We start from the raw sequence: 24,313 nt of genomic DNA on the forward strand, positions 1-24,313 counted from the left end.
CAAGCTGCCGCTGTGCCCGGGGCAAAAGGCGTCCCCCGCGCAGAACGGCTTGAGCGCGCCCCGGTGGTTCGGTTACGCTACGGGGCTCGATGACCGCATAAGTCGTCACGAGACCCCCTTAAATATTAGCTGCTCACCCCTGGTTACCGTCATGGCCAAGCCCTGTCGCAAAGTAAAGAAAGCCAATCACGGCGCTCGCCCGGCGTGCAGCCGGCCCCGCAAGTCGCGTCGTCATAAGGTAAAGACCTGATCCACGGCAGTCGCTTGGTGCCGTTTGGCACCGCGCCGCTTGAACCGCCGCCCGCTGCAGGAAGGCTTACCGTTGCCCGCTAGCGACTGGATCCTTGACCCCTCGACGCTGGACCTCGAGTCGCCGCTGGTGACGATCGAGGAGATCCGCGCATTGATCCCCCAACGCGGGATGATCGAGCAGCTGACGGCGATCGTCCATTACGACGTCGAGGCGGGCACGGTCGCGGGCTACAAGGATGTGACCGATGAGGAGTTCTGGGTCCCCGGGCACATGCCCGGCATGCCGCTCATGCCCGGCGTGATGATGTGCGAGGCCGCGGCCCAAATCTGCAGCTACTTCGTTGCCAAGTTCGACCTCCTGGGCTGCGAGATGCTGGGCTTCGGCGGGCTGGACAATGTCCGGTTCCGGGGTGCCGTGGTGCCGGGAGACCGCCTGGTGGTGGTTGCCCAGCAGCTGGCTGTCCGCCGCGGAGCCATGATTCGCTGCCGCTTCCAGTGCTTCGTGAAGGACTCGATGGTCTGCGAAGGAGAGCTACGCGGCATTCCGATTCCGGTGGAAGCGCTCCGCGAAGCCCGCCAGTCGAGCTAGCCTAGCGCTAATCACCGCTCGCACGGGGTGCCCGTCCGATTTCACCCTTCGGCCCGCGGTCGCTATGCTGCTGCCCCTCTACGACCGAAACCCGCACCACCGCTTTCCGGTGGTCACGGTGCTGCTCATTCTGCTGAACGTGTTTTTCTTCTGGCGGTCCGTGGACGGAGGCGTCCAGAACTATGTCGGCACGATTTTCGAGCACGGGTTTATCCCCGCACGGCTGACGAACATCGACTCGGGTCAGCCCGTGCTGGTGCAGCAACAGCTGCCCGAGGGGGGTGCCTTTCGCGCGAGCCTCTCGACCGACTCGAACGCCGTTTATGCGACCCTGGTGAGCATGATGTTCCTGCACGGGGGCCTGCTGCATCTGGTCTCGAACGTGTGGATGCTGTGGGTCTTTGGCGACAACGTCGAGGACCGCCTCGGACGCTTGGTTTACCCCTTCTTCTATCTGTTGGGCGGGGTGGTTGCGGGGCTCACGCAATGGGCCGCCAGCCCCGACAGCACCACGCCGGTTATCGGTGCCAGCGGCGCGATCGCGGCCGTGCTGGGGGCCTACGTCGTGACGTTCCCCCGGGCCAAGGTGAAGACCCTCATCTTTGTCGGCTTGCCGCTGATCTTTGATCTGCCCTCGTACCTCGTGCTTGGCGCTTGGTTCGTGCTGCAGACGATTGGCGGCATCCAGGGCATCGGCGCGCCGGTCGAGATGGGGGTGAACGTCGCCTACTGGACCCACATCGGCGGCTTCGTGGCGGGCGTGATCCTGATGCCGCTCTTGACGATCGGCGTGGCGCCGCCGGGGGCCGAAGACTGGCGCACCGAGAGCCGCAAGGCTTTCGAGTTCTAGCTACCCTGTGAGGCGGCTGCGTACCGCTTGTTCCTTCCGTCGGCACTCTTTCTCGTAAGCACTGCGCCATGGGCCGCCGCGCTATTCCCAGCATCCATCGCCAGCTCGATCTGTCGGGCGTTCTGGTGACGATCGACGACCTGCCGCGGCCCTGGGACAACGGCGCACGGCTGTTCGGCCCCGCGCGCGCCGGGCTGCCGCTGGAGGTGGAGATCGGCAGCGGCAAGGGAATGTTCCTCCGCCGCGCCACGGGCGAGCGGCCCAACCACAACTTTTTGGGCGTCGAGATCGCCCACAAGTACGCCCGCTACTGCGCGGCGTTGCTCACGCGCGAGCAACGCGAGAACGGCGTGGTGCTCTCCGGCGATGGCGCCCGGCTGATGAGCGAAGTGCTCCCCACCGGCGGGCTCGAAGCGGTGCACGTTTACTTCCCCGACCCGTGGTGGAAAAAACGGCACCACAAGCGTCGGCTGATGAACAACGCCGACTTTCTCACCGACGTGGCGCGCACGCTGCGACCCGGCGGCGCGTTGCACTTTTGGACCGACGTGCCCGAGTACTTCGAGGCGGCGGTCGAGTTCCTTGCCGCTATGCGAGCCGAGAGGGGGCTACCGCTCGAGGGCCCCCACCCGGTGCCCGAGCCCCCTTCGCTGCACGAGCTGGACTTCCACACCCACTTCGAGCGGCGCACACGGCTGAACGATCAGCCGGTCTTTCGGAGTCGGTTTGTGCGGAGCTGAGCTTCGCGGCGCGGGCTGGGCGAGATGAATGCGGTCTTCGGCGACTTCAACGGTGACGGGACGGTCGACAACGGCGGGCTGAACGCTTTGCTGAGCAACTGGGGCTTTGGCTTCGCCATCCCCGAGCCGCAGGCGCTGCTGCTGGCGCTCGCAGCGTGTGTAGCCGGCGGCCGGCGGAGGGTTGCCGTCAGGTAAGCGGGCTGTCTTCGGCTATAATCAGGGCTGGCCCGTCGTGCGATCGTTCCCCTGCTGGTGCCAACACCATGCCCGCTCCGCCGCTGACCGAGCAGCACAGCGCTCTCCATCGGAACGAAGCCGAGGCGCTGGCGGTGCCCTTCTTTCCGCACCTGGGCGAGCTGGAGCCGGTTGGCCTGGCCGACCTGCCCCCCGCCTACCAAACCCTGCTGGGGCACGAAGGGCACATGACCGTCACGCTCGAAGCGTGGCACGAGTCGCTCATGGACGTACGGGTGGTCGGCGAACACGCCGAGGGAAGCCAATACGCCCGCCACAGCTTGCTCGCTCGTCAGTCGGACGGCCGGGTCGTACAGTCAGGGGTCATGCGGATCGACCTGGCGGGTCTCCCCCCCGAGGTGCAGCAGCGCGTCGCCGCAGGGGGCTGCCCGCTGGGACGTATCCTCATACGCAGCAACCTGTTGCGCGAAGTAGAGCTGCTCGCCCTGTGGCGCATCACGCCGGGCGAACAGCTGGCCGCAGAGCTGCAAACCGACGCTGGTGAAGTGATTTACGGCCGCTGCGCACGGATAATAGTAGAGAACCGCAACGCGGTTGAGCTGCTGGAAATCGTGAAACCCTAGCCCCTTGAGTCTCACTCACGATCGCATGAGTCCCACGCAAGACGCCTACGACTGTGTTGTTCTTGGTGCCGGCCCGGCGGGCTGCACGGCCGCCACGCTGGTTGCCAAAGCCGGTTTTTCGACCCTGCTCGTGGAACGCGAAAGCCTGCCGCGCGAGCACGTGGGCGAATCGCTGATGCCCGAAACCTACTGGACCTTCGAGAAGCTGGGCGTGCTGGACAAGCTCCGCGCGAGCCGCTTTAGCAAGAAGGTCGGCGTGCAGTTTGTCGACGCGTCGGGCCGCGAGTCAAAGCCGTTCTTCTTCCGCAGCCACTTCGACCACGACTCGAGCGATTCCTGGCATGTCGAGCGGGCCGAGTTCGACCGCATGCTGTTTGACAACGCCGCCGAGCACGGTGCCGAGTGCCTCGACCAGACGCGCGTGCTGGAGGTGCTCTTCGACAACGAGCGCGCGGTGGGCGTGAAGCTCAAGACCTCAGCGGGCGAGCGCCGCATCGCGAGCCGCGTGGTGATCGACGCCACGGGACAGTCGTCGCTGATCGCCAATCGGCTGGGGCTCAAGCAGATCAACCCGGACCTCAAGAAGGCGGGCATCTGGCGGCACTATCGGGGAGGGGATCGCGACGAATCGGGCGGCGGCGTCAAGACGATCATCTCCCACACGTCCGACCAGCAGGCATGGCTGTGGTACATCCCCCAATCGAACGATGTCATTAGCGTGGGCTGCGTGGGCGACGCTGACTATCTGCTGAAGGGCCGGGGCCCCGCCGCGCAGGTGTTCGACGAAGAACTCGCCAAGTGCGAAGGGGTCGCCCGCCGCCTCGTCGACGCCGAGGCGGTAGACGATCTGGCGGTCGCCAAAGAGTTCTCTTACACGACGACCCACGCCGCCGGTGACGGATGGACGCTGGTCGGCGACGCCTGGGGCTTTATCGATCCGGTTTATTCCTCGGGCGTGTACTTCGCGCTCAAGTCGGCCGACATGGCGAGCGCCTGTGTCGTCGATGCGCTGCGGACCGACGATTGCAGCGCTGCGCGGCTGGGCGCTTGGAACGCCGAGTTCAAGGCGGGCACGCAGTGGGTGCGGAAGCTGGTCCACGCGTTTTACTCGGGCTCGTTCCGCGTGGGGCAGTTCGTTAAGGAGTATCCGCAACACGCCGGCCCCCTGACCGACCTGCTGGTGGGGAAGATGTTTGCCCCCGAGATGCCGGCGCTCTTCGCGGACCTCGATCCGTGGCTAGAAAAGGCGGCCGCCGAGGGGGGCTCGGCCGGCGATTCGGGCGAACAGCTAGCGGCAATCGCCTAACGCCCCGCGATCCGCACGCAACCGACCCGAGGTGGCTGGCAGGCAAGCAAGGACGGGGCGCTCTGGGGCGCTCTCTGGGCGGGGGCCGTGGAGCCCTCTAGACTCGTGGGGTCTCTCTGGCTCGCGAGGATTAACGATGGTGAAAGTTGTTTGGGCCCTCGTGCTCCTCCTGATCGTGCTCCACCAGGACCTTTGGTTCTGGGAGGATCAGCGTCTGGTGTTCGGATTCTTGCCGATCGGGTTGGCGTGGCACATGGGGATCAGTATGGGTGCCAGCCTCACCTGGCTGCTCGCCACGTGGTTCTGCTGGCCTAAGGGTGACGCCCACTCAACCGCCCCTGGAGACGCAGCATGATCCAGCTAACCATCATCATTGGTTACCTTGCGCTGCTGTTGCTGCTGGGCTTCGGTGCCAGCCGGTTCGGACGCGGCACGTCGAAAGACTACCTGCTCGCCAGCCACTCGATCGGGCCGGTGCTGCTGCTGCTGTCGCTGTTCGGCACGACGATGACCGCCTTTGCGCTGGTCGGTTCGACCGGCGAGGCGTTCCGCCGCGGTGTTGGCGTGTACGGCATGCTGGCCTCGTCGAGCGGCATCATCCATTCGCTCTGCTTCTTCGTGCTGGGCGTGCCGCTCTGGCGGCTTGGCCAGAAGTATGGCTACCGCACGCAGGTGCAGTTCTTCCGCGATCGGCTCGACAGCGATCGCATCGGGCTCGTGCTGTTCCCGGTGCTTGTGGCGCTGGTGATTCCGTATCTGCTGATCGGCGTGATGTCGGCGGGACTGTTTATCAATGTCGTTACGCAGGGTCGTGTCGTCCCCGGAGCCGAAGGCTCCATGACGATCCAGAATCCGACCTTCAGCGAAGGCACTTTCCCCAGCTTTCTCGAAGCAGGCTACGCCACCCCCGCAGGCAGCAAGGGGGGTGTGCCGCGTCACTTGGCGTCGCTGGTGATCTGCGGCGTGGTGCTGAGCTACGTGTTCTTTGGCGGCATGCGCGGCACGGCATGGGCCAACGGCTTTCAGACGCTGCTCTTTATGGTGCTGGGGGTCGTGATGTTCTATCTGCTGGCGCAACAACTCGGTGGCGAGACCTCGTTCTTCGCGAACCTCAAAAAGCTTGGCGCAAGCATCCCGCCCGAGAAGCTCACGCGGAGCGACATCTCGCCCTGGAAGTTTCTCACTTACATGTTCGTGCCATTGTCGGTGGGGATGTTCCCCCACTTGTTCCAGCACTGGCTCACGGCCCGCAGCGCGGAGAGCTTCAAACTGGCGGTCGTGCTCCACCCGGTTTTTATCATGATCGTGTGGGTGCCCTGCATCCTGCTGGGTGTGTGGGCCGCGGGAGAGCTGGTGAACGTCCCTCCGCCCGTCGCCGCCGAACCCAACAAGGTGCTGGCCTTTATGGTCAAATCGACGGGCTGGCCCGTTCTGGCGGGGTTGCTGACCGCCGGTGTGCTGGCGGCCATCATGTCGAGCCTCGACAGCCAGTTCCTCTGCCTGGGAACCATGTTCTCAGAAGACGTGATGCTGCACTACGGCGGCCGCGATCGGTTCACCGACCAGCAGCACATTTGGACCGCGCGAATGTTCATCATCGCGATTGTCGGCTTGACCTACTTCTTCAGTCTGTTCGAGCCACGCCAGGTGTTTACGCTGGGCGTCTGGTGCTTCAGCGGTTTTGCCAGCCTCTTCCCGCTGGCGGTGGCAGCGCTCTACTGGCGCGGGCTGACCAAAGCGGGAGCCTACGCCGCTCTACTCACCGCGATCGGCATGTGGTTCTGGCTGTTCCGCGCCTCGGGCTACGCCGACGACGAGGCTTACGCGATCGCGTTCAACGTGGGCGGCACGCTGATCGAAGTCATGCCCGTCGCGCCGATGGTGCTCGCCTCGACCCTGGGGATGATCGTCGTTTCACTCGTAACGCCCAAGCCCAACGCCGCGACCCTGGCCAAGTTTTTCCCGGCCAGCTAGTTCACCGGGATATCGAATAACTGTCGGGTCGTTTGTGGTTGCCCCTATATGCGGATCGCTTATCTAGCCGCCGGCGCAGGGGGCATGTATTGCGGCAGTTGTCTGCACGACAACACGCTGGCGGCTGCGCTGCTGGAGCGCGGCGAAGACGTTACGCTCATCCCCACCTACACGCCGCTGCGGACCGATGAACGCAGCGTCGCTAGACGGCGGGTGTTCTTCGGGGGCGTTAACGCCTACTTGCTGCAAGAGTCGGCTTGGTACCGCCGCGTGCCGCGCTGGCTGCGGCACCTGCTCGACACACCTTCGCTGCTCCGACTCGCCACCCGCGGAGCGGGGAGTGTCGATCCCGCGCAGCTGGGCCCGCTCACCGTTTCCACGCTGGAAGGTCTTGCCGGCAACCAGCGTGATCAACTCGCCGAGCTCGCCGATTGGCTCGCCACGGAGATCCGCCCCGAGATCGTCCACCTTAGCAACTCCATGCTGCTGGGCATGGCCCAACCGATTGCCGCCGCCTGCAACTGCCCAGTGGTTTGCAACCTGTCGGGCGAAGACCTGTTTCTCGAAGGCCTCGCGCCCCCCTACCACGATCAAGCACTCACTCTGCTAAGAGCTAACGCCCAGCATGTCACGGCGTTCACAGCGCTCAACACCTACTACGCCGACTTCATGGCCGATTACCTAAGGGTCGAACGTGATCGCGTTCATGTTGTGCCGCACGGCTTGCGGCTCGACGAAGCGGTTGCGGTCCGCGACGCCGAGCCCGCTTCGCCCACGCCGATCATTGGCTATCTGGCCCGGATCTGTGAAGACAAGGGATTACACCTGCTGGTCGAGGCCGGCATGCTGCTCGCTGAACGCCTCCCCGATCTGCCGTTCGAGATTCAGGCCGCCGGGTATCTGGGAGCTGCCGACTGTGGCTACCTGATCGATCTGCATCGCCGCGTGGACCGAAGTCCCCTGGCCGGCCGGTTTCGGTACCGGGGAGAGCTCACGCGGGACAAGAAGTTTGCGTTCTTGCGTTCGCTGGCGGTGTTCTCCACGCCAACCGTCTACGCCGAAGCCAAGGGCCTGCCGGCGCTCGAGGCGTTAGCGGTCGGCGTGCCGGTGGTGCTGCCCGACCACGGGGCGTTCCCCGAGCTGATCCGAGCCACCGGCGGCGGATTGCTGCACCCGCCACGAGACGCCACCGCCCTGTCCGCAACGCTCGAAGCACTGCTCGAGGATGCGGATAACCGTCAATCGTTGGGGCAAGCCGGGGCCGCGGCGACCCGCGAGCGGTACTATGCCGACCGCATGGCGCAAGAGACGCTGGCGGTCTACCAGCACATTTTGGGGGACTAGCCGGGGTGGCACCGCTTGCGTCGGGCCGAGAAATCCGTATCCTACGGAGCTCGGAACGAGTCTTTCACCATCTTTCAGCAGTTCGTTATGCCCGGTCCCCGTCGCCCCCGTCGCGCCCCCTCCAAGCGTCGCCCAAAGCTCAAGACGCCGAAGAAGGATCCGCTGTACATCGATGGCGTTAAGCCGACCCCGATGTACGTCGATTACAAAGACATCGATCTGCTGAGCAAGCTGACCAATCGGCACGGCCGGATTGTCAGCCGCCGCAAGAGCGGTTGCCACGCAGCCAGCCAACACGCGGTCGCCCGCGGGATCAAGCGCGCGCGGTTCATGGCTTTGATGCCCTACATCGCGGACTGATGCCGATCGGCACACAAACAACTAGCAGCCGCCCCCATGGTTAGAAGGGGGGCGGCTCTTTTTGTTTGCGGCTCGGTTTTTTGTTTGCTGCGAGGTTCATTTTTTCCGGTTTGGTACATCGCCCCAGAGGGTTCGCCCAACGCCCTCCCCCGCTGCCTCTCTCTTTTCCCCCGCTCAGCCGATGCCCGCCACGTTTCGCTTCCGCCGGATGGTCGATTTTTCCGACACCGACATGGCCGGCATCATGCACTTCGCGGCCTTCTTCCGCTTTATGGAGTCGGCCGAGCACGCGCTGCTCCGCAGCTTGGGGCTGAGCATCTACCAGCAACACGAGGAGGGCGTGGCGCTGAGCTTCCCCCGCGTCAGCGCGCGGTGCGACTACCACAGCCCCGCTCGCTGTGAAAACGAACTCGACATTGAGGTCGTCGTGCACCGCTTGGGCACGTCGAGCATCACTTACGGTTTCCGCTTCAGCCACGCCGATCACGAATTGGCTGTCGGAGAAATGACGAGCGTCTGCTGTCTGATCCAAGAAGGCGTCCGCCCTAAGCCCACGCCGCTGCCACAAGATATTGTCGCGCTGCTCAAGCCGTACCTCTCAGCGAGCTGATCGCCGGCCCAAAACGGACCGCATGCAGGTGGGGGCCGGTATTCTGCAGGCAGGCTGCCGGTGCTGCGGTTGCGAAGCGGGCAAGGGCCGCGGAGAATCGAACTTATGTCCCTTCTCGAAGTAGACCAACTCGGCAAACAGTACCCCACGCCGGCCGAGCCGCTCGTGGTGCTTAAAGACGTGAACCTCCGGGCCGACCGCGGCCAGAGCGTTGCGGTGCTCGGCCCCAGCGGGTCGGGCAAGAGCACACTGCTAGCGATCCTCGGCACGCTCGATGAACCAAGCTCGGGAGTTGTGCGGGTCGAGGGGCAAGATCCGTTTCAGCTTTCCGAGACCGCGCTGGCCGCTTTCCGCGCGGATCGCATCGGGTTTGTCTTTCAAGAACACTATCTGCTGCCGCAGCTTTCGGCCTTTGAGAACGTGCTGCTTCCGCTGTTGGCAACCGGACCAGCAACCGCCGCAGGAATCGCTCGGGGCGAATCGTTGCTAGAACGGGTGGGCCTCACCGATCGACGCACGCATCGTCCGGCAGAACTCTCGGGGGGCGAGCGCCAACGGGTTGCGATTGCACGGGCTTTGGTGCGCGATCCGCTGCTGCTGTTGGCCGATGAGCCGACCGGCAATCTCGACGCGGCTACCGCCGAAACGGTGACCGAGCTGCTCGTCGGACTGCAAGCGGAACGCGACGGTGTGCTGGTCGTCGTTACCCATAGCGAAGCCCTTGCCAACCGGCTTGACCGCCGTGTGCGGTTGATCAACCACGCTCTGGAAGAGGCGTCTGTCTGACGCGTAATCCCCTTCTTCGCCCCGCTGCAACCAGGAACCTCACGGCATGGACGACCCCTACGAGCTCGCGGCCCGACTGCAAAGCGGCACACCCGCTGAGCGTCTCGACGCCGCCGACCGCCTGTCGCGAACGGGCGATCAAGCCGCAACGGTCGCGGCAGCACTGGTAGAGGCGTGCGCTGATCCGACGCTTCAGCCGGTCTGTGTGGGCACGCTCGAAGAGCTGGGTTCCCCGGCTGATCATCAGCTGGGGCTGCTCGGTCCGCTGGTCGCGAGCGAGCACGACGTGGTGGCCTACTGGGCCGCCACGCTGCTCGGCCGCGCCGGTTCCGCAGCGGCCGAACATCGCCCAGCGCTGGAAGCGGGCGTTCGTACTGGCGTGACCGAGGCGGTCCGCAAACGGGCAGCCTGGGCGTTGGAACGTCTGCCCGCCTGAGCACGCTGCCCGCCGGGACGGGTTATGCTAGAGCGATGAAATTGACCTCGATCCCCCAGCTGTATCGCAACGCCAAGCGTTGGCGCGAAGTCCTTGGCGTGCTGAGCAAGCACGGCTTGGCGGACTGGCTGAGCCGGATCGACGCCCCGCTCGCTAGCCGGCTGCTCCGTCGGCAAAACGCCAAAGGCTCGTCACGCACTCGCCGCGAAGAGCGGTTGCGGCGTGCTTTGGAAGAGCTGGGGCCCACCTTCATTAAGCTGGGCCAGGTGCTCGCCACGCGGCCCGACCTGGTCGGCAACGAAGTGGCGGATGAGCTCGTGAAGCTTCAGACCGCGGCACCCGCGACCCCCGCCGATGTGATCCGGGCCACGATTGCCGCCGAGCTGGGGCAAACGGTCGAAGACTGCTTTGCTACGTTCGAAGATGTGCCGGTGGCGTCCGCCTCGATCGGACAGGTACACCGCGCCACGCTGCACGACGGCACCGCGGTCGCGGTCAAGGTCCGTCATCCGGGGGTTAAGAAACTGCTGCGCGCCGATCTCGAAATTCTGCTGGGACTGGCTGAACTCGCCGAGAAACTCCCCGATCTACAACCGTACCGCCCGGTCGCTACCGCCCGCGAGTTCGAGCGACAGTTGCAGCATGAGGTCAATCTGTCCGACGAGGCGATGCGTCTGCAACAGTTTGGAGAGATGTTTCGCGGCGACAAGCGTCTGCATGTTCCTCGCCCCTATGAATCACTCTCCAGCGAAGCCGTGCTGACCCAAGAGTGGATCGAAGGGATCAAACTGAGCGAACCGCGGCTGGCTGAGATGGTTGACGCGGACCTCGCCGCGGTGGCTCGCCACGGAGCCGAAGTCTATCTGGAGATGATCTTCGAGCACGGGCTGTACCACGCTGACCCCCACCCTGGCAACCTGATGGTCATGCCGGGCGGTGTGATCGGCATGGTCGATTTTGGCATGGTCGGTCGGTTGTCGGATCCGCTCCGTGAGAACCTTGAAGACGTGCTGATCGCGGTCGCGGCAGACGACGCTCAGCAGCTGAGCGCCGCTTTGCTACGCGTTGGCAAGGCACCGGCGGAGCTAGACGAGGCGCGTTTCGGAGCCGAGATCGTTGACTTTGTCGATCGTTATGGCAACCAAGAAGTAGGCAGCTTTGATCTGCGCGGCGCGCTGACCGACCTGGTGCGCCTAATCCGCGAGCACCGCATCGCTCTGCCCGCCCCGATCGGCATGCTGCTGAAGCTGTTGATCATGCTCGAGGGAACCGCGCAGCGCCTGTCTCCGCAGTTTTCGCTGCTAGAGGTGCTCGCGCCCCTGCAGCGGCGGATGGTGCTCCGGCGGCTCTCACCCCTTCGGCAAGCCAAACGCGTGCGGCGCCTCTACGGCGAGGTGGAGCAGCTTGCCGAGGAAATGCCCCGGCGCATTCGCGACCTGCTTAATCAGTTCCAGTCGGGTCGATTCGAGGTCCACCTGGAACACGGCGGGCTGGAGCCCTCGGTGAACCGGCTGGTGCTCGGCCTGCTTGCCAGCGCGCTGATTGTCGGCGGCTCGCTGATGGTCAGCCGTAACGTCTGGCCGGTTGCGGGCGTATCGGCACCCGGCGTGATCGCGTTCGTGCTCAGCGGCCTGCTAGGAGTGCGACTGTGGTGGGCGATCGCGAAGTCGGGGTGGCTCGACAGCCACTAACGGCGAGCCAGCGGGGCGGCCGGTTCCTAGCGAGCCGGCAACCTGCATCAGCAGGCGAGCCGCCTGGCACGCCGCAGGTAAGTGCCCCTTCGGTGCGGTGCTAACCCTGGGCGAGGTCCGTCAGGGCGGCCTCGATGCGGTCGTTCAGACTGTCCAGCTCCGCTAGCACATGATCGTGACGACGCTCAATTTCCACCATCTGCTGATCAGCGCTGGGCAGCTTTGTGGGGTCGGGCATGGGGTCTTCCTGCGGGGTGTCGTGCAGGATCAGATCGTCCGCCAAAGCCCCACCGCCCCACCGAGATGCCCGCTGATCGATCGAACTAAACCCCGTCAGCGTCAAACTTTGCGGCTCGTGTCGATTCGGCCGATCGGGGCCTGTTGGCGACCCCTGGAAGACGGCTATGGCGTTCTGGGTCGTGGTTTGTTATTTTGATGGGCTACCCCAAACCGGTACCCCACGCCCACGGCACCCCTGCCGATGGCACCATAGTTCAGGAGCAGCGACGCGTTGTGGTCAAGCTTACGCTGAGAGACAAAGAGACCGCTCAAGAAGCGGTTCGCCGATTCCGCAAGCTCGTCGAGCGGAGCGGTATCAAGAAGGAAATGCGCGTCCGCGAGTTCTACGAGAAGCCCAGCGCCACCAAGCGCCGCGCTAAGATCCGTGTCGAGCGTCGCAATCGCCGCGAGCGCGTTCAGCCCCGCTGATCGCCCGTCCGGCTCTGTCGCCCGTCCGGCTCTGTCGCCCGTCCGGCTCTGTCGCCCGTTCGGCTCTGTCGCCCGTTCGGCTCTGTCGATAGTTCTGGCTGAGCGATCGCTCGCTGGCTATCAATCGCTTTGATCTAGCGCCAGCTCTGAGATTCGCGGCCGACCTGAACTGGTAGTCCCCCCCTCCGGGATTCGCCGCACCAACAAAACAATAAAGCCCGCCGCGGAGTAATCCGCGGCGGGCTTTTTTCGTTGCCTCGCTCAGAGCTCGAACACGAGCGATCAGAAAGCGGCCTCAGCACGGAGGAAGAAGCCATCCCAAGTCATCAGGTTAGCGTCGTCCATCATCTGAATCTGTGTCGTCGTGCTGGTGTAGTCGTACTCAGCGCGGTGGCCCAGGTCGTGCCAAGCCGACAGCAAGTAGCCACCCGAGACCGAGATCCGCTGCGTCAGAAACGCCGTCACACCGGCTTCGATCTCGGTGACAGGCACCACCTGTGTCGATGTGAACGTTGTCGTGGGAACGTTCGATCCACTAATAACCGTCTCCACGTCGCCCAGCAGCAGCGAGATATCGCCCTTCACATAGGCGCTCAGCATGCCACGCTTGCCGAAGTAGCGGCGACCGAGCAGCCCGGTCCGGAGGCCGACGCCGTCGAACGAAACGCTGCTCTGAGCGTTGCGGTTGGCGTTGGGGCCGCCGTTGGCGGTAGCGATGTCCGAAGCATAGTTGAGCGTCGAATCAACGTTCGAGATCCGGATGGCACCGGTCCACTGGAGATCCCAGGGAGGGCAGCCGCAGCAACCGGTTCCGCAGCCGCCACCGCAGCTGTCGCCGCAGTCCGAATCACAGCAGCCGGTGTCACAGCAACCGGTATCGCAGCAGAAGCCGCCCAGCGGGATCGTCTTCGAGAAGGCGATATCGTAGTCGCGGAGCTGCACGCTCGCCGAGCCGAAGAGTCGGTCGCCGTCGCCGGCGGTGATCACTTCAAAGGGCGCGGTCACGAAGGCGAAGCCGCCGTCGAGGTCAACCGGACCCGAATCAAACGAGCCGTTGCTATCGAAGTTCGAGTGCGTGAAGCGGATCTCGCCACCACAATCGCACAGGCGGTAGCCGCCGTAGATGCGGTACGAGTCGCCGTAGTCGAATTCATACTGGCGGAAGTCTTCGGTCGGCGGCGGACCGACGCGCAGATCGCGATAGGCGGTCGCCTCGCTGAAGTTGGCCCGTAGCGACAGGTACTCAGCACCAACAAAGACCTGACCACGGCGGCCCCCGACGCCATTCATGAGCCCCAGGCCCGTTCCCGCATCGCAGGTGTTGCAGCCCGCGGGCTGAACCGCCGGATCAACGATCATTTGACCATTGTCGGCGAAGGCTTGCGATGCGGCGTTATCTGCCGCCGTTGCCGAAATACCGCAGGCCAGAGCCGCGGCAAACATGAGCGCGCACGCTCTGCGCCAATCTCGTGACATCTTTTGGTTCCCCCCAAAAAAATGATTGTCGGGGCAGCCCACTCTGCCACACGCGTGGCGAGTTAGACTCCCGGCTCCCGTTCCGTTCGTGCCAGCGCGGGTGATTCCACTCCCTCCGCGTCGGCAAAACCGTCGGTTCCCCTACCATCATCGGAAGTGGTGCCACACATCTTGCGAGGATTTCCGGAACAAGCCGCGGGAGTGGTGCCATCGCTGCAAACCAACCTTCTTTCGCAGAGCGGGCATAAAAAACGGGGGCTCCCGATGATGGAGCCCCCGTTGGTGGGGAGATCGTGTTGATGTCGTCGCTAGGGGGTAAACCGAGCGCTAAGCGTTGGCGCCTCAACGCCGGTGCCTGTTTCGCCCTCAGTAGGACGGTGTCGGTGGGGGGTGTCGCGAGAAGCTACTCGCGACGACGACCCCCGAGGCCCAGCATTGCCAGGGCTGCTAGCAGCGCCGTGGCGGGCTCAGGGATGGGGTCCGTAATGTTCAGGGGCACCAGCGGATCGATCATCTGCATGATGTTGTACGAACGTGGCGTGCTGACCGAAGCCATCATCGAGTCGCTCAGATCGTAATTCGGCAGCTGCACCGAGGTGGTCTGACCGTTCGAGAAGCCGAGGCCAACAATCGAGTTACCCTCGATATTCGAGCCGCCATTGGCGTCAAAGAACACCTCGGTGTACGAGGCAAGGTTCGCCTTCTTGTCGGCCGGGTTGTCGGAGTTGATATCGACCTGGAAGCGCGCCACCTGACCCGGCTGCAGACCGCCGTTGAGGAACTGGATCACCAGCTTGTCACCACCGTCGGTAACGAAGCTGTTGAAAGCGATCCCCGGTGTGGTCATGCCGAGCAAGGCGGGCTGGCCGGTGATGCCCACATGGCTGGCGTTGGTCCACGCCTTGCCGGCGAACTCGGTGCCGAAGTTGTAGGCGGTGTCGCCGATCGTAAGCGAAAGCTCCGTGATCGGTTGGTCATCGGCATCAGCAGCCAGCTCGATGAACGGGGTGTTGTACTCGTAGACCTGCGTAAACCACGCGGTCCAGAGGGCGTACATCTTCGCGCTCATGTGGCCCGGATCGGCGAGCACCGTCTCCAGGCTGCTGAAGTTGATCGTCGCGGCCTGCGTTGAAGTGGCGGGCAGCGAAAGCAGGGTCGTCATCACAACGGCCAAGCTCAAAAAGGCACGGCGTGCCACACATCGGGAGTTAGTCATGAGAGGCGCCTCGGGTAGGCCCTTGAGCAGGGAGAGCGATCCGTTGTGGATCACTTCGCGCCAAAGGGCAGTGGGTCGGGATGTTCGGAACAGGCAAAGAATCGAGATATGTGAGCGGGCGTAGACGAGCGCGATTCAGGGCGGGTGAAGCCTCGACCCGCCTTTAACTGGGGGCCAAACACTTATCCATGCGCCAGGGATATGCGCCGCCTTTGCCGTAACCAGACCGCGGCTTTCCAGCACGCGCATCCAGCGGCTAAGCGGGGGTGAAAGAACTCGGACGCCCAGAGAAGCGTTGCGCTATGCGGGCACCGTCATCACGACGCGCGCACCGGAAGTCGCAACTTGCGGCGGAGTCAGCAGCTGTCGCAGGAGAGAGCGACGGGCGGATCAAAAGCGGAGTAGCCGATCGTTCGATCGACAGGCCGTGCAGGCTCGAACTCAGGAAGAGATCGTCTCTACAAAGGCCAAGCTACAAGGCTTTACGCCTTGCACAGCCGCGAGGAGCAACGGCTCAGAATGAGCCAGTGAACCAGGAGAGCCATGCTCAGGAATGCCCGACGACGCCTGCGACGGATTGCTCCGCCGGCGCCGAGTTGACATTCATGAGACGACTCCCGTTTGCTCGTTAATCAGTTCTCTCGAATCACGTACCACCTAGCGGTAGCACGGGAGAGATGCCTATGACTCTTAGAATAATGAGGGGGGCAGCTGTGTCAACGACTTTTTCGGTCAGATAAAGGCTAACTGCGTGCAGACGGGGCTATTCGCGAAGCGGACCACGCTATCTGCGGGAAAACCGCAGCCCTGCGCCCGCGAATCGGTTAGTCCTGGCCCCGCCAGTCCAGGCCGAGGTCGAGCGACCGTGCCGCGTGCGTCAGAGCCCCCACACTGATGCGTTCGACGCCAGTTGTAGCAATTGCAAGGATTGTGTCGAGACGGACCCCGCCTGAGGCCTCGAGCTGCACCCCTGGGGCGAGGCGGCCCCGCAGCTCCACCGCCTGCTGCAACTGCTCGATCGACATGTTGTCCAGGAGCACAATATCGGGAAGGGCATCGGAAACGGCGTCAGGACTGACCGGCAGGATCGCCTCGAGCTGGGCGAGGGTATCGACCTCGATCTCGACCACCCTTTGCGGATAGCGCGCCCGGGCGCGACGGACCGCCTCGGAGAGCGTCAGCCCCGCCTCGCCTGCCACTGCCAGATGGTTGTCCTTGATCAGGATCGCGTCGTAGAGACCGATCCGGTGATTGCTTCCCCCGCCGCAACCGACGGCAAACTTTTCCAGCCGACGCCACCCGGGCGTGGTTTTACGCGTGTCACAAACCGCGGCCTTGGTCCCGGCGATCGCCTCCACGTACTGCCTTGTGAGTGTCGCAACGCCGCACAAGCGGTTCATCAGATTCAAGATCGTCCGCTCGCAGGAGAGCAGGTCGGCCGAAGCCCCCTCCAAGCGGCCAACCACCACCCCGGGCTGCAACTCGGTGCCGTCTTGCACCGCAGGGGTCCAAGTGGCGTCGGCAGCGGCCTCGGCGAGGACGAGCCCCGCAATCCGTACGCCCGCCGCGATCCCCGCCTCGCGTGCGACCACGTCCGCAGCACCCCGCCGATCAGCGGAGACGATCGCCTGGGTGGTCAGGTCGCCGGCATCGGCCAAGTCTTCGCCGAGCGCCAGACGAATCAATTGCCGCGCGTCGTTCTCCAGCAAGGCGTCCCAGGCGATCGGCGGAAATGGCTGGCTCATCTGGACTGACCTCGGGCGTTGGACATTGAGTAATGACAAGGTAACGCACTCACGGTTCGCCGCCCGCAAGCAGCGCTTCAAACTGCGCCTCGTTGAGCACCGGCACGCCCAACTGCGCGGCTTTGGCGAGCTTGCTGCCCGCCTTCTCGCCGGCAACCAGATAGTCAGTTGCTTTGGACAGGCTACTGCCCGGTTTGCCACCGGCGGCCTCAATCCGGGCATGGGCTTCGTTTCGGCTGTATCCCGCTAGCGTGCCGGTCACCACAAGCGTCTTTCCCAACAAGGGACCCGAGCGTGCAGCAACGGCCGGCTTCTCTTCGCTCAGGACGATGCCAAGCTCACGCAGGTCCTCGAGGATCGCCACGCCGCGTTCGCTGTGCAGGTACTCGAAGATCGAGCGGGCAATCTCGGGGCCGATCCCCGATTCAGCGCCATCCGTCTGGAAGGACTCTAGTTCTGAGACACTGGCCGCAAGCAAGGCGTCGAGCGAACCATACTGTCGGGCAAGCACCGTCGAAGCCGTGGAACCGATATGGCGAATCCCCAAGGCGGCGAGGACCCGAGCGAGTCCCCTTCCCTTGGCGGCCTCAATGCCGGCCAGCAGATTGTCCACCTTCTTTTGGCCCATCCGTTCGAGCTTGACGAGATCCGCGCGACGCTCGTGCAACCGGAACAGGTCTCCGTACGAACGAACCAGCCCCGCTTGCAGCAGTTGCTCGATGACCTTCTCGCCCAGGCCGTCGATGTCCATCTGCCCGCGGCTAGCAAAGTGCCACAACCGCTCCTTGAGCTGTGCCGGGCACGCGGGATTGGGGCAGTAGCGGCCTGATTCGTCCAGGATCGAAACGGGCGGCGGCTCGGCCGGCGGTTCGGGCTCGCGGCCCTGTTTGGCGGCGAGTTCCTGCTCACGCTGAACACGACGCGGCCATCCCTCGATCTCTTGCAGCCGGCGCTGGTCATGCTCGATCACCACGGGGGTGTCGCACCACGGGCAAACACGGGGGGGCACGACGGGATCAGACCGACCGGGGCGGTCCGGGTCGAGCACCTTCACCACCTGCGGGATGATCTCACCCGCCTTTTCAATGAGTACGGTGTCGCCGATGCGGACGTCCTTGCGGCTCATTTCTCCCACGTTGTGCAGCGTCGCATGCTGCACCGTTGTCCCCGCGACGAAGACCGGCGTCATCTTGGCCCGCGGCGTGAGCTTGCCCGTCTTGCCCATTTGCCAGTCGATAGCGAGCAGCTCGGTCGGGGCTTGCTCGGTGGCGTACTTGTAGGCGAGACACCACCGCGGAAAGCGGCTCGTAAAGCCCAAACGCTCCTGCAAGTCAAAACGATCCACCTTCACAACGACCCCATCCACGCCGTAGTCGAGCGACTGTTTCTTCTGCTCAAAGCGTTCGATGTATTCCAACAGTGCGTGGGTGGTCGCACACCGTTCGGCGAGCGGATTGGTGGGCAGACCCCACGCGCGGCACCGCTCAAGCAGCGCGCTCTGCGACTCCACCACGCCCGGATCGATCGCGCCGCGCCCGTGTACCACCAGCCGTAGCCCGTTCCGTGCCGTGATCGCGGGGTCCAGCCGTTTGAGCGCTCCGGCCGTACCGTTGCGGGGATTAACCAGCGGCTCGTCTCCGGCGGAAACGAGCTCTCGGTTCACGCGCTCGAACTCCGGCTGGGGCATGTAAACTTCGCCGCGAACCTCGATCACGCCGATGTCCGAAGCGCTGCCCTGCAATGCCAGCGGCACGCTGCGCAGCGTGCGGAGGTTCTGGGTAATGTCGTCCCCGCGCACGCCGTCACCGCGTGTCACCCCCAGCACAAAACGCCCCGCCTCGTACCGCAGACTGGCGGCAACACCATCCACCTTGGGCTCGGCACAGTAACCGCCGGCAATCGGATAGCCCTCGCGTTGAGCCGCGTCGAGCCGGTTATCTCGCGCGGCACGCAGCTCCGCTCGGCGGGCGTTGAGGGCTTCGCGCTGCTGTCGAGCGGCGTCGTCTCGCTTCCCTTTGAGGCCGGTCTCGCGGTCTTCTAATTCCTTCAGCTCCGAATCGATCGCGACAATCTGCGGATCGACCGCTTCGTAACACCGGCGGGCCCAGTTGGTAAGCTCCTCTGCCTCGTACGAGTTGTCGATCGAGTACATCCGCTGCGTGTGCTCGACGGCGCGAAAGGCGTCCAGCGGCTCGCCTCCGATGCGCTGCGTCGGGCTGTCGGACGCAACGAGATCGGGGTGATCGGCTTCGAGGCGGCGGAGCTGCTCGAGTAGCGCGTCGTACTCGCGATCGCTGATCGTCGGAGACGCCTCGACGTAGTACCGGCGATCGTGGTCGTGGATCTCGGCCGCAAGCCGCTGGATCTGCTGGGCGACGTCGGTCATACCAAACCGGGAAAAAACGTGCAGGCTGGTGGGGGGTAGCGAGCCGCGTCGCGAGCCAACGCGCTGCTGTCTTGCTAGCCCGCAGCGGCGGTCGTGGTGGCGGCTTACGCAGCTGAGGGGTATCGTACGGGACTCCCCCCGAGCCAGCCACGCCCGCCATGTGTTCCTCCCCCGATAACGCTGGACTCACCACTCCTCTGGGAGACACTACGCTGTCACGGGGCACCGATGCCGGGGAAGCCGGGCCGCACGACCCGACGATGATCCGCGTGCGCGGCGCAGCGACGCACAATCTGAAAGAAGTTGATCTCGACCTGCCACGCAACCGGCTGATCGCGTTCTGCGGGGCCTCGGGTAGTGGCAAGACCTCCATGGCGATCGACACCCTCTACGCCGAGGGCCAACGCCGTTACATCGAGAGCTTCTCCCCCTACACACGGCAGTTCTTGCAGCAGCTCGATAAGCCCGACTACCAGAAGATCGAAGGCCTGCCGCCCGCGATCGCGGTCACTCGGGCCAGCGGCAGCCGCAGCAATCGGGCGACAGTCGCCACGGCCACGGAAATCGCCGATCACCTGCGGTTGCTGTTTGCGCGGGCGGGCCGCTTGTGGTGCAGCACCTGCAACGCCCCCGTGCGGCGTGACACGATCGATTCGATCGTCGATGCGCTCCGTGAGCTACCGGAAGGCACACGCGCGATGCTGGGCTTTGAGGTCGAGCTGGGCGCGCAGCCCGCGGATCGTCTCGCCGAGCTGATCGAGGCCGGCTACGTCCGCGCGCTCGTCGAGGGCGAGGTCACCGAGCTTGCGACGCTGGCACAGACTTCCGCCCCCCCCGCTCAGCTGATCGTGGTCGTCGATCGATTCGTCGGTGGCCGCATCGAAGAGAGCCGGTTGGGCGAGTCAATCGAGACCGCTCTCGATGGCGGCGCAGGGTGCTGCCTGGTGATCGTGCCCGCCGCAACCGATCCGTCGAGCGCGGCCCCCGAGCCCCTACGATTCGATACGCGGCTGCGCTGCGCAGGATGTGACGAGAGCTTCGTTCAACCCGAACCGCAACTGCTGAACTTCAACAGCCCGCTGGGCGCGTGTGAATCGTGCGAGGGTTTTGGCAGCGTTGTCGAGCTCGACATGGGACTCGTTGTCCCGGACCGCGCCAAGTCGCTGGCCGGGGGGGCGATCGCGCCGTGGACAACGCCGGCCTATGCCCACGAACTGGAAGAGCTGCTGGCGCTCGCGCCGGACTACGGCATCCCGACCAACGTGCCGTTCGAGGAACTCTCCGACGAGGCGGTGCAGCGGATCGTCCAGGGCGTTCCCGAACGAGATTTCGGGGGGCTCAACGGCTTTGTTAGCTGGCTCGAGCGGCGGAAGTACAAGATGCACTTGCGCGTGTTCTTGAGTCGCTGGCGGTCGTATCGCCCGTGCCCCGCATGCGACGGTGCGCGGCTGCGACCCGAAGCGCTCGCCGTGCGGATCGGCACCGAGAACCTCGCTAGCGTAATGCATCGCGAGGTGCGTGAAGCGGTCGCGTGGCTCGAAGCCCTGCTGCAAGACGAATCGCTCGACCCCGCAGCGGCGGCGATCGCTCTGCCAATTGTCGAAGAAGCGCTCGCCCGCGGGCGCTACCTGGTGCAGGTTGGACTCGGCTATCTGACCCTCGACCGTACCCTACGAACACTCAGCACGGGCGAGCTGGGCCGGGTCGCGATGACGGCAACGCTCGGATCGAATCTCGTCGAGATGCTGTACGTGCTGGATGAGCCCTCCGTGGGGCTGCACCCCGCCGACGCCCTGGGCCTTGTGCGGGCGATCGAGCGTCTCCGCGATCGGGGCAACACCGTGGTGGTGGTCGAGCATGAAGAATCGCTCCTGCGCGCGGCGGATCAGCTCGTGGAGTTCGGGCCCCACGCCGGAGCCGAGGGGGGCGAGATCGTTTACGCCGGCCCAACAAGCGAGATCGTCCACTGCCCTGAGAGCCGTACGGGCGACTGGCTGGCGGGCCGCCGGATCTCGGCCGCGACCGCGGCCAATCGGCGCCCAACCGATCAGGGTCGGCTCTCGATCGCCGGCGCTACGGGTGCCAACCTGGGGGGTAACTCACCGGAAGGGCTCGACGTTAGTTTTCCGCTTGGGGTGCTCTGTGTGATCACCGGCGTCAGCGGAGCCGGCAAGAGCAGCCTCGTCCGCCGCACGCTTTATCCGGCGCTCTCCCAGCGGTTGCACGATCGCGCGAAGTCGGCCGGAGAAGCTAAATCGGATCACGATCGACCGCTGCCGCTCCGTGACCTGACCGGCATCCGCCAGCTGGACGACGTGATCCTCGTCGATCAATCACCGATCGGCCGCTCACCGCGGTCCAATCCGGTGACGTACCTCAAGGTGTTCGATCCGATCCGCGAGCTCTTCGCCGAGCAGCCCGACGCTAAAGCCCGCGGCTTCAAAGCGAGCCACTTCAGCTTCAACGTCGATGGCGGTCGGTGCGACGCCTGCCAGGGAGCCGGCCATATCGAGGTCGATATGCAGTTTCTCGCCGACATCTACATGCGCTGCGGCGAGTGCGATGGCCAGCGCTATCGGCACGAGGTGCTCGAGGTCCGCCACCGGGGGCGCAACATCGCCGAAGTGCTCGACATGACCGTGCTCGAGGCGTTCCGCTTCTTCCGCGGCCAGCCCAAGGTGCAATCGCGGCTGCAACCGTTGATCGACGTCGGGCTGGAGTACCTCCAACTAGGACAATCCGCGACGACGCTCTCCAGCGGCGAAGCGCAGCGCTTAAAGCTCGCCGGAAGGCTCGCCAGCAAGGGGGCCGCCCGCACGCTGTTCGTCATGGACGAACCCACCACGGGTCTGCACTTCTCCGATGTGGAGCGGCTCACCGAGTGCTTTGGCGCGCTGCTCGACGTGGGGCACTCGCTCGTAGTGATCGAGCACAACCTGCAGATGATGATGGCCGCCGACTGGATCATCGATCTGGGCCCCGGCGCGTCGGCCGAGGGGGGCCGGATCGTTGTCGAAGGAACCCCCGAGCAGGTCGCCGCGTGCAAGGCGTCCGCCACCGGACGGGCCCTCGCCGAAGCGTTCGCCCAACGCGACGCGGCGCTCGCAGAACTCGAACGCGAAGAGGCGCTCCTCGCCGATGAGCCCTAACACGCTGATCGAACGGGTCGATGTGCGGCTCGGACCGGCAACCGACTCGCGCGCGACGGTTTATCTCACGCCGCGCTGGGCGGCGGGAACAGACCTCGGCGACAACTGGCGGTTGCACGGCGAGCTGCGCGGCCCACGCTGTCTGTACGCCAAAACGCTCGCTTCGTCGTTCGCGCTCCGCGATCGGGGCCCCGACCCGCACCCACTGGCGAGCGTCGAGGTTCTCGAACCGTGCTTCTGGACCCCCGATCTGCCCTACCTGTACGACCTGCGGCTGGAGGTTTACGACGGAGACCGTCTGATCGCCGAGCATGGCCAGACTCTGGGACTCAAGCGGTGGGCCGTTGAACGGGGCCGCTTCTGGCTCGACGGCAAACCCCATGTGCTACGGGCGTGGCAACGGCCCGCTGAGGCGGTTGCCCGACCAACCGACATTTTGTGGGGCCCCCTGCGTGAGGCGCGGCTGGCCCTGTGGTGCGAAGCCCCCACCGCAGCACTACTGGCCCAAGCGTCGGTCCAGGGCGTGCTAGTGGTGGTTCCGCCGATAGATTCTCCCACGGTTCCCTTCGGAGAAGCTGCCGCGCTCGCGCCCGCGGCGGTATGGCTACCGGCTGAGCGTGTCGCGCTCGTGACGCCCCCCGTCAACAGCTGCCTGCTGTGCGCTGACCTGGCGACGATCGCAACGCGCTTTGACCCGGCGCTCAGCGCTGCCCGCGCTGCCCGCGCTGCCTGCGAACGCTTACAGCGTGATTGCGCGCCGTTCACCAACCTCGCGGGCTACGTGGTTTGACGCCCCTGCCGAAGCCCCCCCCAGCGATGAACAAACCACCCACCAACGATCCGCCGACCGATCCCCCGGACCGCTACGCCAAGCAGGTGCGTTACGCGCCGATCGGCGCTGCCGGTCAGCAGCGGCTGCAAGCGAGTCGGGTGCTGGTCGTCGGCTGCGGAGCGCTGGGCTCGGTGACGGCCGAAACGCTCGTCCGCTCCGGCGTGGGGCACGTGCGGCTGGTTGATCGCGACATCGTCGAGCTCTCAAACCTGCAACGTCAGGTCCTGTACACCGAAGCCGACGCCGCGGCGGGAAGCCCCAAAGCGATCGCCGCCGCCGAGCGGCTCCGCACCATCAACTCGACGATCACGATCGAGCCGCACGTTGCCGACGTCACGCACCACAACCTGCCGCAACTGGCCGCCGGGGTCGATCTGATCCTGGACGGGACCGACAACTTCGCAACGCGGCTGCTGCTGAACGACTACGCCCACGCCACCGGCACGCCGTGGGTTTATGCGGGCGTGATCGGAGCCGAGGGGCGTGTCATGCCGATCGTGCCCGGCCAGACCGCGTGCCTGGCGTGTCTCATGCCAACGCTGCCGGCACCGGGCGACACGCCGACCTGCGACACGGCGGGGGTCATCGGCCCGGCGGTGAACGTGGTCGCCTCGGTCGCCGTAGCGGAGGGGATCAAGTGGCTGGTGGGCGCGTCGGCGAAACCCCTCGGCGAGTTGACGGTGCTCGACCTGTGGGCGGGCGTCTGGCGGAGGCTTCGCGTGCCGCGTGCGGCAGACTGCCCGGTCTGCCAACAGGGCCAGTACGACTGGCTGGCCGGCCGGCACGCGGCGACGTTCACGCTGCTGTGCGGCCAAGGGGCCGTGCAGATTTCGCCGGCGGCCGACGCTCGCCCGCCGGACCTAGCGGCGCTCCGCCAGCGGCTCGAACCGCTGGGAGAAGTGAGCGGCAACGCTTTTCTGCTGCGGTGCCGGTTTGAGCGCTGGCCGCTCACGCTGTTCGCCGACGGCCGCGTGATCGTCGGCGGTGTCGAGACCGAAGCGGAAGCGCGCACGGTGCTAGCGCGCTGTTTGGGCGGGTAACGCCT

Annotated in this window: 24 protein-coding genes; 19 read left to right on the forward strand and 5 right to left on the reverse strand. The window is 65.1% G+C overall.

The window, feature by feature from the left end; genetic code table 11:
* Window positions 1-151 precede the first annotated feature (151 nt).
* The 15 genes from Pla111_RS17680 (at window position 152) to Pla111_RS11035 (ending at window position 11,756) form a co-directional block, all read left to right on the forward strand.
* The gene (locus Pla111_RS17680; RefSeq protein ID WP_391581024.1) at window positions 152-250 is read left to right on the forward strand and encodes a 50S ribosomal protein bL37; all 99 of its coding nucleotides are present in this window, start codon (window positions 152-154) and stop codon (window positions 248-250) included.
* A 72-nt stretch (window positions 251-322) separates the two neighbouring features.
* Window positions 323-841 carry a 3-hydroxyacyl-ACP dehydratase FabZ family protein gene (locus tag Pla111_RS10975; protein ID WP_146574303.1) on the forward strand — a complete coding sequence of 173 codons (519 nt, stop codon included), beginning with the start codon at window positions 323-325 and terminating at the stop codon, window positions 839-841.
* 64 nt (window positions 842-905) lie between these two features.
* Window positions 906-1,691 (forward strand): rhomboid family intramembrane serine protease, encoded by a 786-nt coding sequence (locus Pla111_RS10980; RefSeq protein WP_197524956.1) that lies wholly within the window; start codon window positions 906-908, stop codon window positions 1,689-1,691.
* A 68-nt stretch (window positions 1,692-1,759) separates the two neighbouring features.
* Complete coding sequence (gene trmB / locus Pla111_RS10985) at window positions 1,760-2,431, forward strand: tRNA (guanine(46)-N(7))-methyltransferase TrmB (RefSeq protein ID WP_146574305.1); 672 nt, start codon at window positions 1,760-1,762, stop codon at window positions 2,429-2,431.
* Between the two features lie 24 nt (window positions 2,432-2,455).
* Complete coding sequence (locus Pla111_RS17250; protein WP_197524957.1) at window positions 2,456-2,626, forward strand: hypothetical protein; 171 nt, start codon at window positions 2,456-2,458, stop codon at window positions 2,624-2,626.
* 68 nt (window positions 2,627-2,694) lie between these two features.
* Window positions 2,695-3,249: a hypothetical protein gene (locus tag Pla111_RS10990; protein WP_146574307.1), complete on the forward strand. Its 555-nt coding sequence runs from the start codon at window positions 2,695-2,697 to the stop codon at window positions 3,247-3,249.
* Window positions 3,250-3,274: 25 nt separating this feature from the next.
* Window positions 3,275-4,555, forward strand: a complete 1,281-nt coding sequence (locus Pla111_RS10995) for an NAD(P)/FAD-dependent oxidoreductase (RefSeq protein WP_146574309.1) — start codon at window positions 3,275-3,277, stop codon at window positions 4,553-4,555.
* Between the two features lie 136 nt (window positions 4,556-4,691).
* Complete coding sequence (locus Pla111_RS11000) at window positions 4,692-4,910, forward strand: DUF3311 domain-containing protein (protein WP_146574311.1); 219 nt, start codon at window positions 4,692-4,694, stop codon at window positions 4,908-4,910.
* Window positions 4,907-6,529 carry a sodium:solute symporter family protein gene (locus tag Pla111_RS11005; RefSeq protein ID WP_146574313.1) on the forward strand — a complete coding sequence of 541 codons (1,623 nt, stop codon included), beginning with the start codon at window positions 4,907-4,909 and terminating at the stop codon, window positions 6,527-6,529. The genes Pla111_RS11000 and Pla111_RS11005 overlap by 4 nt, the downstream gene beginning before the upstream one ends.
* 48 nt (window positions 6,530-6,577) lie before the next feature.
* Window positions 6,578-7,873 carry a glycosyltransferase family 4 protein gene (locus tag Pla111_RS11010; RefSeq protein ID WP_146574315.1) on the forward strand — a complete coding sequence of 432 codons (1,296 nt, stop codon included), beginning with the start codon at window positions 6,578-6,580 and terminating at the stop codon, window positions 7,871-7,873.
* An 87-nt stretch (window positions 7,874-7,960) separates the two neighbouring features.
* Window positions 7,961-8,233 carry a 30S ribosomal protein S18 gene (rpsR, locus tag Pla111_RS17495; protein ID WP_231930954.1) on the forward strand — a complete coding sequence of 91 codons (273 nt, stop codon included), beginning with the start codon at window positions 7,961-7,963 and terminating at the stop codon, window positions 8,231-8,233.
* A gap of 181 nt (window positions 8,234-8,414) precedes the next feature.
* A complete protein-coding gene (locus Pla111_RS11020; RefSeq protein WP_146574317.1) occupies window positions 8,415-8,843 on the forward strand; it encodes an acyl-CoA thioesterase in 429 nt (142 codons plus the stop codon).
* Between the two features lie 105 nt (window positions 8,844-8,948).
* The gene (locus Pla111_RS11025; RefSeq protein WP_146574319.1) at window positions 8,949-9,629 is read left to right on the forward strand and encodes an ABC transporter ATP-binding protein; all 681 of its coding nucleotides are present in this window, start codon (window positions 8,949-8,951) and stop codon (window positions 9,627-9,629) included.
* A 46-nt stretch (window positions 9,630-9,675) separates the two neighbouring features.
* Window positions 9,676-10,065, forward strand: coding sequence for a hypothetical protein (locus Pla111_RS11030; protein ID WP_146574321.1), 390 nt, complete (start codon window positions 9,676-9,678; stop codon window positions 10,063-10,065).
* 35 nt (window positions 10,066-10,100) lie between these two features.
* A complete protein-coding gene (locus Pla111_RS11035; RefSeq protein WP_146574323.1) occupies window positions 10,101-11,756 on the forward strand; it encodes an ABC1 kinase family protein in 1,656 nt (551 codons plus the stop codon).
* Between the two features lie 100 nt (window positions 11,757-11,856).
* Here the strand turns inward: Pla111_RS11035 and Pla111_RS17255 are convergent, their stop codons facing one another.
* Window positions 11,857-11,994, reverse strand: coding sequence for a hypothetical protein (locus Pla111_RS17255; RefSeq protein WP_197524958.1), 138 nt, complete (start codon window positions 11,992-11,994; stop codon window positions 11,857-11,859).
* A gap of 275 nt (window positions 11,995-12,269) precedes the next feature.
* Between Pla111_RS17255 and rpsU the strand changes: the two genes are divergently transcribed.
* Window positions 12,270-12,464, forward strand: coding sequence for a 30S ribosomal protein S21 (rpsU, locus tag Pla111_RS11040; RefSeq protein ID WP_146574689.1), 195 nt, complete (start codon window positions 12,270-12,272; stop codon window positions 12,462-12,464).
* A gap of 282 nt (window positions 12,465-12,746) precedes the next feature.
* Here the strand turns inward: rpsU and Pla111_RS11045 are convergent, their stop codons facing one another.
* From Pla111_RS11045 to ligA, 4 genes are all read right to left on the reverse strand, one after another.
* Window positions 12,747-13,940 (reverse strand): Lpg1974 family pore-forming outer membrane protein, encoded by a 1,194-nt coding sequence (locus tag Pla111_RS11045; RefSeq protein WP_146574324.1) that lies wholly within the window; start codon window positions 13,938-13,940, stop codon window positions 12,747-12,749.
* 403 nt (window positions 13,941-14,343) lie between these two features.
* On the reverse strand, window positions 14,344-15,156 hold the full coding sequence (locus Pla111_RS11050) for a PEP-CTERM sorting domain-containing protein (protein WP_146574326.1): 813 nt from the start codon (window positions 15,154-15,156) through the stop codon (window positions 14,344-14,346).
* Window positions 15,157-15,980: 824 nt separating this feature from the next.
* Window positions 15,981-16,901 carry a carboxylating nicotinate-nucleotide diphosphorylase gene (nadC, locus tag Pla111_RS11055; protein ID WP_146574328.1) on the reverse strand — a complete coding sequence of 307 codons (921 nt, stop codon included), beginning with the start codon at window positions 16,899-16,901 and terminating at the stop codon, window positions 15,981-15,983.
* Window positions 16,902-16,950: 49 nt separating this feature from the next.
* Window positions 16,951-19,287, reverse strand: coding sequence for an NAD-dependent DNA ligase LigA (gene ligA, locus Pla111_RS11060; RefSeq protein ID WP_146574330.1), 2,337 nt, complete (start codon window positions 19,285-19,287; stop codon window positions 16,951-16,953).
* Window positions 19,288-19,445: 158 nt separating this feature from the next.
* Between ligA and uvrA the strand changes: the two genes are divergently transcribed.
* From uvrA to Pla111_RS11075, 3 genes are read left to right on the forward strand one after another with little or no spacing between them, the layout of a single operon-like run.
* Window positions 19,446-22,436: an excinuclease ABC subunit UvrA gene (gene uvrA / locus Pla111_RS11065; protein ID WP_231930956.1), complete on the forward strand. Its 2,991-nt coding sequence runs from the start codon at window positions 19,446-19,448 to the stop codon at window positions 22,434-22,436.
* On the forward strand, window positions 22,426-23,226 hold the full coding sequence (locus Pla111_RS11070; RefSeq protein ID WP_146574332.1) for a hypothetical protein: 801 nt from the start codon (window positions 22,426-22,428) through the stop codon (window positions 23,224-23,226). Before uvrA ends, Pla111_RS11070 begins: the two co-directional genes overlap by 11 nt.
* Before the next feature lie 26 nt (window positions 23,227-23,252).
* On the forward strand, window positions 23,253-24,308 hold the full coding sequence (locus Pla111_RS11075) for a ThiF family adenylyltransferase (protein WP_146574334.1): 1,056 nt from the start codon (window positions 23,253-23,255) through the stop codon (window positions 24,306-24,308).
* Window positions 24,309-24,313: the final 5 nt, after the last annotated feature.

It is taken from the genome of Botrimarina hoheduenensis, assembly GCF_007859815.1.
Lineage (GTDB): Bacteria > Planctomycetota > Planctomycetia > Pirellulales > Lacipirellulaceae > Botrimarina > Botrimarina hoheduenensis.